8 protein-coding genes and 1 riboswitch are annotated in these 9,581 nt (G+C 69.1%); of the genes, 7 read left to right on the top strand and 1 reads right to left on the bottom strand.

The window, feature by feature from the left end:
- Window positions 1-203 precede the first annotated feature (203 nt).
- Window positions 204-1,475 (top strand): Ig-like domain-containing protein, encoded by a 1,272-nt coding sequence (locus ACFW5B_RS34835; RefSeq protein WP_386448996.1) that lies wholly within the window; start codon window positions 204-206, stop codon window positions 1,473-1,475.
- A 19-nt stretch (window positions 1,476-1,494) separates the two neighbouring features.
- Here ACFW5B_RS34835 and ACFW5B_RS34830 read toward each other — a convergent pair whose 3' ends face one another.
- The gene (locus ACFW5B_RS34830) at window positions 1,495-1,896 is read right to left on the bottom strand and encodes a hypothetical protein (RefSeq protein ID WP_386448993.1); all 402 of its coding nucleotides are present in this window, start codon (window positions 1,894-1,896) and stop codon (window positions 1,495-1,497) included.
- A gap of 263 nt (window positions 1,897-2,159) precedes the next feature.
- On the opposite strand from ACFW5B_RS34830, the gene ACFW5B_RS34825 reads away from it, so the two are divergent.
- From ACFW5B_RS34825 to ACFW5B_RS34800, 6 genes are all read left to right on the top strand, one after another.
- Window positions 2,160-2,780 carry a heme-copper oxidase subunit III gene (locus tag ACFW5B_RS34825; RefSeq protein WP_386448991.1) on the top strand — a complete coding sequence of 207 codons (621 nt, stop codon included), beginning with the start codon at window positions 2,160-2,162 and terminating at the stop codon, window positions 2,778-2,780.
- Between the two features lie 87 nt (window positions 2,781-2,867).
- The gene (locus ACFW5B_RS34820; protein ID WP_386448988.1) at window positions 2,868-3,677 is read left to right on the top strand and encodes a c-type cytochrome; all 810 of its coding nucleotides are present in this window, start codon (window positions 2,868-2,870) and stop codon (window positions 3,675-3,677) included.
- Window positions 3,674-4,738, top strand: coding sequence for a Rieske 2Fe-2S domain-containing protein (locus tag ACFW5B_RS34815; RefSeq protein WP_386448985.1), 1,065 nt, complete (start codon window positions 3,674-3,676; stop codon window positions 4,736-4,738). The genes ACFW5B_RS34820 and ACFW5B_RS34815 overlap by 4 nt, the downstream gene beginning before the upstream one ends.
- Window positions 4,735-6,372, top strand: a complete 1,638-nt coding sequence (locus ACFW5B_RS34810; RefSeq protein WP_386448982.1) for a cytochrome bc complex cytochrome b subunit — start codon at window positions 4,735-4,737, stop codon at window positions 6,370-6,372. Before ACFW5B_RS34815 ends, ACFW5B_RS34810 begins: the two co-directional genes overlap by 4 nt.
- A 174-nt stretch (window positions 6,373-6,546) precedes the next feature.
- Complete coding sequence (trpD, locus tag ACFW5B_RS34805) at window positions 6,547-7,611, top strand: anthranilate phosphoribosyltransferase (RefSeq protein WP_386448979.1); 1,065 nt, start codon at window positions 6,547-6,549, stop codon at window positions 7,609-7,611.
- A gap of 91 nt (window positions 7,612-7,702) precedes the next feature.
- Window positions 7,703-7,820, top strand: a riboswitch (SAM riboswitch).
- 169 nt (window positions 7,821-7,989) lie between these two features.
- Window positions 7,990-9,423, top strand: a complete 1,434-nt coding sequence (locus ACFW5B_RS34800; protein WP_386448976.1) for an aminotransferase class V-fold PLP-dependent enzyme — start codon at window positions 7,990-7,992, stop codon at window positions 9,421-9,423.
- The last annotated feature ends 158 nt before the right edge of the window (window positions 9,424-9,581 follow it).

The raw sequence follows: 9,581 nt of genomic DNA, 5'->3' as shown, positions 1-9,581 counted from the left end.
CCCCTAAAACGCGGGTTTGGGGGGGCTGGTTTTTTTTTAAACCCCCCCGGCCCACACCCCCCCCCATACCCGCCCGCCCGGGGCGGGGGGGGGGCCCCCCCCCCCACACCGGGGGCCGGCCCCCGCCGCGTTTGGTGGCCGGGGCCAGACCCGTTTGCCCTTTCCAGCGCGCTGGGACAGGTGATTCTTCATATTTTTGGGGCATGAGTCACAGACCTCGAACCCGGACGGTGCTGAGCTGCGGCCTCCTGCTCGTGCCCCTTGCGGTGAGCGCCACCGCGTGCGGGGGCTCGGATTCGGAAGCGCTCTCCGCCAATCCCTACGACGCGGCCGACCAGATCTCGGCCAACATCCCGGACGGCAAGAAGAAGGCGGACCCCGACAAGCCGCTTGAGGTGTCCGTCAACGGGGACGACGCGCGCATCACCGACGTGACGGCCACCGATTCCACCGGCCGCTTCGTCCACGGCGAGCTGAGCGCCGACGGCAGGCACTGGCGCACCACCGCCCCGCTGGCCGCCGGAAGCCGCTACACGGTGCAGGTGAGCACCGAGGAGGACGGTTCGCCCGGCCGCAGGACGCTCGTGGTCAACACCAAGGAAGCGGACGGCCAGTTGACCGCCGGCTTCGGCCCTGAGGCGGGCGAGTACGGCGTCGGCCAGCCGGTCACCGCCGAGCTGAGCCAGCCGATCACGGACCCGAAGGCCCGCTCCATCGTGGAGAGCGCCCTGAAGGTCGACTCCATGCCGCGCGTCGAGGGCGCCTGGCACTGGGTGGACGCCAAGAAGCTGCACTTCCGCCCGAAGGAGTACTGGCCCGCCCACGCCACGATCTCGGTGCACAGCAACCTGACGGGCCTGAAGATCGCCAAGGGGGTCTACGGCGGCCCCTCCAAGCCCCTCAAGCTCACCACCGGCGACCGGGTGGAGGCCATCACCGACGCGGCGACGCACCAGATGACGGTGTGGCGCAACGGCGAGTCGATCAAGACCATTCCGGTGACCACCGGCAAGCCCGGCTTCTCCACCCGCAACGGCATCAAGGTCGTCCTCGGCAAGGAGAGCTTCGTACGGATGCGCAGCTCGACGGTCGGCATCGCCGCCGGGAGCGGGGACTCCTACGACCTGCCGGTCTACTGGGCCACCCGGGTGACCTGGAGCGGCGAGTACGTCCACGCCGCACCCTGGTCCGTCGGATCGCAGGGCGCGGCGAACGTCAGCCACGGCTGTACGGGCATGTCCACCGGCAACGCCCAGTGGTTCTTCAACACCGTTCGGGTCGGCGACATCGTCAAGGTCCTCAACAGCGGCGGCGAGATGATGGCGCCGTTCGGCAACGGCTTCGGCGACTGGAACATGCCCTGGAAGGAATGGCGGGACGGCAGCGCGCTCAAGGCCAAGGCCGCCAGCACCACCGGAGCGGCCGAGCGGGAGCAGAACCCGGCCGGTGAGGCCCGGCTGCGCCCGAGGATCTGAGCGCCGTCCTGCGGGCCGCTCAGGCCTGTACGAGGTTCCTGCGGCGCAGCAGCCCGGCCAGGGCGTCGGCGAACGCCACCGGGTCCAGGGGATGGGCCACCGCGGCGTCCGCCCGGCTCCAGGTCGCCAGCCAGGCGTCCTGGGGACGGCCGATCAGCAGCAGCACCGGCGGGCACCGGAAGATCTCGTCCTTGATCTGCCGGCAGACGCCCATCCCGCCGGCCGGCGCGGTCTCGCCGTCCAGCACACAGACGTCGATACCGCCCTGCTCCAGGGCCGTCAGGACGGCCGGCGCGGTGGCGCACTCCAGGATCTCGATCTGCGGGGCATCGGCGGCGGGGCGCCGTCCGGCCGCCAGCCGGACCTGCTCGCGGGTGTTGGCGTTGTCGCTGTAGACCAGCACCGTGGCAGTCGCCTGCATCGTTCCTCCACGCTTCGTAGCGGCACAGCATCGGGTGGGGCGGATGCTACTCCCGCGGGGGGTGCCCGCAGGAGGGGTTGAACCGATTCAAGATCTGCCCGACGGCCCGTCAGGAACGGTGCCGGAGGGGCCGCGGCGGAGCGGGCGGCCGCATGCGTCCCTCCTTCGAGCGACCGGGAAAACGGTGCGTACGAGCAGGGCATACGTCCTTGACACACCGAACGGCACCCCCCGGAGTGAGGGCGGGATAAGCGACCGACATAATGTCGGTCGTGGCGACAGCAACGACAGTAGAAACCGGGCACGCGCACCCGTCGGTCAATCGGCCGAACCTCACCAGCGTCGGAACCATCATTTGGCTGAGTTCCGAGCTGATGTTCTTCGCGGCCCTCTTCGCGATGTACTTCACCCTTCGATCGGTGACCGGATCCGCGTACTGGAAGGAATCCGCCGATGCGCTGAATCTTCCGTTCTCCGCGACCAACACCACGATCCTGGTGCTCAGCTCTCTGACCTGCCAGCTCGGCGTTTTCGCCGCCGAGCGCGGCGATGTCAAGAAGCTCCGGGCCTGGTTCGTGGTCACCTTCGTCATGGGTGCGATCTTCATCGGCGGTCAGGTCTTCGAGTACACGGAGCTGGTCAAGCACGAGGGCCTCTCGCTCTCGTCCGGCCCGTACGGCTCGGTGTTCTACCTGACCACCGGCTTCCACGGACTGCACGTGACGGGCGGTCTGATCGCCTTCCTGCTGGTCCTGGGCAGGACGTACGCGGCCAAGAGGTTCACCCACACGCAGGCCACCGCGGCCATCGTCGTGTCCTACTACTGGCACTTCGTCGATGTCGTCTGGATCGGCCTCTTCGCCACGATCTACCTGATCCGGTAACCGGTATCGGGCCTGCCTACCGGGTCCGCATATCAGACAGACATAGCCAAAGCATCGACGCAGAAGATCCTGACACCGGGGTAATCCGTGAAAAAGCTCTCCGCACGACGGCGCCATCCGCTGGCGGCGCTCGTCGTCCTACTCTTCGCGCTGGCGGTCACTGGGGGGCTGTACGCCGCGTTCGCGCCGGCGGACAAGGCTCAGGCCGATGACACCGCCCAGTCTCTTGCCATCAAGGAGGGCAAGAAGCTCTTCGCCGTGGGCTGTGCCAGCTGCCACGGCACCGGCGGTCAGGGCACCTCCGACGGCCCCAGCCTGGTCGGCGTCGGCGCCGCAGCCGTGGACTTCCAGGTGGGCACCGGCCGGATGCCGGCCCAGCAGCCCGGCGCCCAGGTGCCGCGGAAGAAGAACATCTACACCAACGCCCAGATCGACCAGCTCGCGGCGTACGTCGCCTCGCTGGGCGCCGGCCCGACCGTGCCGGACAAGGAGCAGTACAGCCCGGACGGTGCCAACATCGGCAAGGGCGGCGAGCTGTTCCGCACCAACTGCGCGCAGTGCCACAACTTCACCGGTAAGGGCGGCGCCCTGACCAACGGCAAGTACGCACCGACGCTCGAGGGCGTGGACCCGAAGCACATCTACGAGGCCATGCAGACCGGCCCGCAGAACATGCCCTCCTTCGGGAACGGTTCGCTGTCGGAGCAGAACAAGAAGGACATTGTCGCGTACCTCGGCGCCGTCAACGGCGATGAATCCGAGAGCCCCGGCGGCCTCGACCTCGGCGGTCTCGGTCCGGTCAGTGAGGGTCTCTTCGGCTACATCTTCGGCCTCGGCGCGCTGATCGCGGTCGCCATCTGGGTCGCAGCCCGGACTACGAAGGCCAAGAAGTCATGAGCGAGACTGGACGACACGAAGACGTGCCAGAAGAAACCCTTCCCGGTGAGCGGGAGACGGCGCACGAGGGTGCGGTGACCACGGCGGAGAACCCGTTCGCCGACCCGGGACTGCCGCCCCACGAGCACCGCGCGCAGGACATCGACGACCGGGCCGCCCAGCGCTCCGAGCGCACCGTGGCGCTGCTGTTCATCGTGTCCATGATTGCCACGGTCGGCTTCATCGCCTCGTACGTGGCGATCCCGATCGAGAAGAACGTCTACATCTGGCCGCTCGGTCACATCAGCGCGCTGAACTTCGCGCTCGGTCTGACCCTCGGCGCGGCGCTCTTCTGCATCGGCGCCGGCGCGGTCCACTGGGCCCGCACGCTGATGTCGGACGAGGAGGTCGCCGACGAGCGCCACCCGATCGAGGCCGCGCCCGAGGTCAAGGCCAAGGTCATGGCCGACTTCGCCGCGGGTGCGAAGGAGTCGCAGATCGGGCGGCGCAAGCTGATCCGCAACACGATGTTCGGTGCGCTGGCCCTGGTGCCGCTCTCCGGTGTGGTGCTGCTGCGTGACCTCGGGCCGCTGCCCGGGAACAAGCTGCGCACCACGAACTGGAAGAAGGGCGTGCGCCTGGTCAACCAGTCGACCAACCTCCCGCTGCGTCCCGAGGACATCGCCGTCGGCTCCCTCACCTTCGCCAAGCCCGAGGGCCTGGAGGAGGACGACGAGGAGTTCGCGGAGAAGATCGCCAAGGACGCCCTGATGCTCGTGCGGATCCAGCCGCAGAACATCAAGGACAAGCACGAGCTGTCCTGGTCGCACGAGGGCATCGTGGCGTACTCGAAGATCTGCACCCACGTGGGCTGCCCGATCAGCCTGTACGAGCAGCAGACGCACCACGTGCTCTGCCCCTGCCACCAGTCGACGTTCGACCTCTCTGACGGCGGTCGGGTGATCTTCGGTCCGGCCGGACACGCCCTGCCGCAGCTGCACATCACGGAGAAGGACGGCTTCCTGGAGGCCGCGAGCGGCTTCGAGGAGCCCGTCGGCCCGAGCTTCTGGGAGCGCGGATGAGTAACGAGACGAGCGCGACCACCACGCGCCGTGGCCAGGCGCCGCGGGGTGAGCGGATCGCCGACTGGGCGGACGGCCGGCTGGGCATCTACAGCCTGGCCAAGTCCAACATGCGCAAGATCTTCCCGGACCACTGGTCCTTCATGCTGGGTGAGGTCGCGCTTTACAGCTTCATCATCATCATCCTGACCGGTGTCTATCTGACGCTGTTCTTCCACCCGAGCATGGCCGAGGTGACCTATCACGGTTCCTACGTGCCGATGCAGGGGATCCGGATGACGCAGGCCTTCGAGTCGACGCTGAACATCAGCTTCGACGTGCGCGGTGGTCTGCTGATCCGCCAGATCCACCACTGGGCCGCGCTGGTCTTCCTGGCCGCGATGATGGTCCACATGATGCGGGTGTTCTTCACCGGCGCCTTCCGCAAGCCGCGCGAGGTCAACTGGCTGTTCGGCTTCCTGCTGCTGGTGCTGGGCATGTTCACCGGCTTCACCGGCTACTCGCTCCCCGACGACCTGCTCTCCGGTACCGGTGTGCGGTTCATCGAGGGCGTCATCCTGGCGATGCCGCTGGTCGGTTCGTACCTGCAGTTCTTCATCTTCGGCGGGGAGTTCCCGGGGCACGACATCATCCCGCGGTTCTTCACGGTGCACGTCCTGCTGCTGCCGGGCATCATGCTCGGCCTGCTGGTGGCGCACCTGATCCTGGTCTTCTACCACAAGCACACCCAGTTCCCGGGTGCCGGCAAGACCAACAACAACGTCGTGGGCATGCCGCTGCTGCCGGTCTACATGGCCAAGGCCGGAGGCTTCTTCTTCCTGGTCTTCGGTGTGATCTCGGTGATCGCCGCGATCGCCAGCATCAACCCGGTGTGGGCGATCGGCCCCTACCGTCCCGACCAGGTGTCCACCGGCGCCCAGCCCGACTGGTACATGGGCTTCGCCGAGGGTCTGGTGCGTGTCATGCCGGGCTGGGAGTGGAACTTCTGGGGCCACACCCTCAACTTCGGTGTGCTCATCCCGATCCTGGTCTTCCCGCTGGTCCTGGTCGCCATCGCGGTCTACCCGTTCGTCGAGTCCTGGGTCCGCGGCGACAAGCGCGAGCACCACATCCTGGACCGCCCGCGCAACGTCCCGACCCGTACCGGCTTCGGTGTCGCCTGGCTGGTCGCGTACTTCGTGATGCTGATCGGTGGCGGTAACGACCTGTGGGCGACGCACTTCCACCTGTCGATCAACTCGATCACCTGGTTCGTGCGGATCGCGTTCTTCGTCGGACCGGTGCTGGCCTTCATCGCCACCAAGCGGATCTGCCTGGGTCTGCAGCGGCGCGACAAGGACAAGGTGCTGCACGGCCGCGAGTCCGGCATCATCAAGCGCCTGCCGCACGGTGAGTTCATCGAGGTCCACGAGCCGCTCGACCAGGAGCAGCTGCACCTGCTCACGCAGCACGAGCAGCCCGCGCCGCTCGAGCTGGGCCCGGAGGTCGACGAGAACGGCGTGCGGCGCAAGCTGAAGCGCTCGCAGAAGCTGCGCGCCAAGCTCTCCAAGGCCTACTACGGCGAGGACAACGTCATCCCGAAGGCCTCGGCCGAGGAGTACAAGGAGATCAGCAGCGGTCACGGCCACCACTGATCACCAGGGCGCTTCCTAGCGCACCGTAGGTAGTAGTACGCCACCCAGAGGGCCCCGTCCGTTCCCCAAGCTCTTAAGGAGCAGGGGATACCCCAACCGGACGGGGCCCTCCGGCGTGCCCGGTGGCTCGATAGGGTGACGGCAGAAGCAGGTGACAATCCAGGAGTGTGGACCATGAACGTTGTGACCCCGGTTGGCGGCGACAGCGTGGCGGCCCACACCTGGCCGGACCTCCTCAACGCACTGCTCGCCGGCCGTGACCTCAGCGCGGACGACACCGCCTGGGCGATGGACAAGATCATGCGGGGCGAGGCCAGCGACGCCCAGATCGCCGGGTTCGCGGTCGCCCTGCGGGCCAAGGGCGAGACCGTCGCCGAGATCTCCGGCCTGGTGCGCACCATGTACGCGCACGCCCGGCTGATCGAGGTGCCGGGCCCCGGCGTCGACATCGTCGGGACCGGGGGCGACGGCGCCAAGACCGTCAACATCTCCACGATGTCCTCGATCGTGGTCGCCGGCACCGGCGCCAGGGTCGTCAAGCACGGCAACCGTGCCGCGTCCTCGGCCAGCGGTGCCTCCGACGTCCTGGAGAAGCTCGGCGTCAATCTCGACCTCACCCCCCAGCGGGTCACCGAGGTCGCCCGGGAAGCCGGCATCACCTTCTGCTTCGCGGTGAAGTTCCACCCCTCGCTGCGGCACGTCGCCAACGCACGGGCCCAGCTCGGCATCCGCACCACCTTCAACGTGCTGGGCCCGCTGACCAACCCCGCCAAGGTCCGCGCCCAGGCGACCGGTGTCGCGGACGCCCGGATGGCGCCGATCCTGGCCGGGGTGCTCGCCGAGCGCGGCTCGTCGGCGCTGGTGTTCCGCGGCGACGACGGCCTCGACGAGCTGACCACCACCGCGACCTCCCGGGTGTGGATCGTCCGCGACGGCACGGTCCGCGAGGAGCCCTTCGACCCCCGGGACGTGGGCATCCCCCTGGTGCCGGTGGAGGCGCTGCGCGGGGCGGACGCCTCGTACAACGCGGATGTGGCCCGCCGGCTGCTGGACGGCGAGACCGGACCGGTGCGCGACGCCGTGCTGCTGAATTCCGCGGCGGCGCTGGTCGCGCTGGAGCCGACGGACGCCCCGCTGGCCGAGCAGATCCGGGCCGGCATCGCCCGGGCCGCCGCCTCGGTGGACTCCGGGGCGGCCAAGCGGGCGCTGGAGCGCTGGGTGGCCGCCAGCAACACCTGAGCGCGCGGTGACGCAGGGTGTGACGCAAGGCTCTGTCCGTCATACGGACCGGGCCTTGCGCCGCCTTTCCCGTGTGGCATGATGCTGCGCAGGTCACGAGTGACAGCGACACAGGCCCCGGCCCGCTGTCCGGCAACCCTCCTTCCGTGGCGGGGTGCCCCGGGTGATGACCAGGCCGCAGGCAGCGAGGTCTGCGGCAAGCGCGGATCCCTCGCCAGGGATCCTGGTCCCCGAGGGAGAACTTCCGTGAATCAGCGAATGCGATAGGGCCCGACGGCCCCTTTTCCGCATCCCTTTTTCCTCTCCGCCGCGGTGCCCCGGCGCGCCCTTCCGCGCCCTGCCCGCAGCGAATTCGCTTACCTCTCACGGGAGTTCGCCATGTCTGATTCCGCCGTTGCCGCCGACCGCTCCGTCTGTGCCCCGCTGCCGGTTCTCGGCCGGGATGTCCGCGTCCCGCTCGTGACCGGCGGCGAGGTCGACTACGCCGCGCTGGACTACGCCGCCAGCGCCCCCGCGCTCCAGCGGGTCTGGGACGACGTGGCGGCCTACGCCCCGTACTACGGCAGCGTGCACCGCGGCGCCGGATACCTCTCGCAGCTCTCCACCGACCTCTTCGAGAACAGCCGCCGCACCATCGCGGAGTTCCTCGGCTGCCGCATCGAAGGGGACCTGGGCGAAGCCCAGCCGGGCAAGGGCGGTGGTGGGCGACGGGAGGGCGACCAGGTCGTCTTCACCCGCTCCACCACCGACTCGCTCAACCTGCTCGCCTCCGTACTCCCGCAGGGCACCCGGGTGTTCGTCTTCGAGACCGAGCACCATGCCTCGCTGCTGCCGTGGGAGCAGCGCTCCGACGTGGCGGTCACCTACCTCAACGCACCCCGCACCCCGCAGCAGGCCGTGGACACCCTGGAGAAGGCACTGGCCGCCCGCGAGCCCTACGGTCCGGCGCTGGTCTGTGTGACCGGTGCGTCGAACGTGACCGGTGAACTGTGGCCGGTGCAGGAGCTGGCGGCCGCCGCGCACGCGCACGGCGCCCGGATCGTGCTGGACGCGGCGCAGCTCGTCCCGCACCACCCGGTGGACCTCGCCGAACTGGACGTGGACTGGGTCGCGTTCTCCGGCCACAAGCTGTACGCGCCGTTCGGCGCCGGGGTGCTGGCCGGCCGCGCGGACTGGCTGCGGGACGCCGCGCCGTACCTGGCGGGCGGCGGCGCCAGCCGCAAGGTCTCCCGGCGCACGGATGGCGGCGTGGACGTCGAGTGGCACACCACCGCGGCCCGGCACGAGGCCGGTTCGCCCAACGTCATCGGCGCCTACGCCATCGCCTCGGCCTGCCAGGCACTGACGGAGGCCGGCTTCGACGGCCTGGTCGCCCGCGAACAGGAACTCATCGCCCGCCTCCGCACCGGCCTGGCCGAGGTACCCGAGGTCACCGTCCTCTCCCTCTTCGGCGACGACGCCCCCCGGGTGGGCGTCCTCTCCTTCGTCGTCGAGGGCTGGAACAGCTCCCACTTCGCGGCCGCTCTGTCGGCGGAGTACGGCATCGGCGTCCGCGACGGCCTCTTCTGTGCCCACCCCCTCGTCCGCACCCTCCTCGGCAGCGAGCCCCAGGACCCCGGCGAGTGCGGTGCCCCCGACGCGGCCCCCGGCGAGAAGTCCCTCAACGCCATCCGCGTCAGCTTTGGCGCCGGCACGCCGGATGAGCATGTCGACCGCTTCCTCGAATCGGTCAAGGAGTTGGTGACCAACGGCGCCCGCTGGAACTACCGGACGGAGGACGGCCGTTGCGTCCCCGCGCGAAGCGCGGATTGATTCCCACGTTTTTGTCCTTCCCGCCGTGGTGGTTGCTCGTCGTTGCGCCTGCGGCGGGCGGTGCCGCTGCGCGGGGCTGTTGGGTGCGGTGACGGGCCTGCGCGGGTGGGGTGTGCCGGACTGCTTCGCTTTAAAAGCCAGCAACCCCCCCCCCCAAC

Source organism: Streptomyces sp. NPDC058773 (assembly GCF_042746015.1).
Lineage (GTDB): Bacteria > Actinomycetota > Actinomycetes > Streptomycetales > Streptomycetaceae > Streptomyces.
The sequence above is the reverse complement of the archived record's forward strand: the minus strand, read 5'-3'. Positions and strand labels throughout refer to the sequence as shown.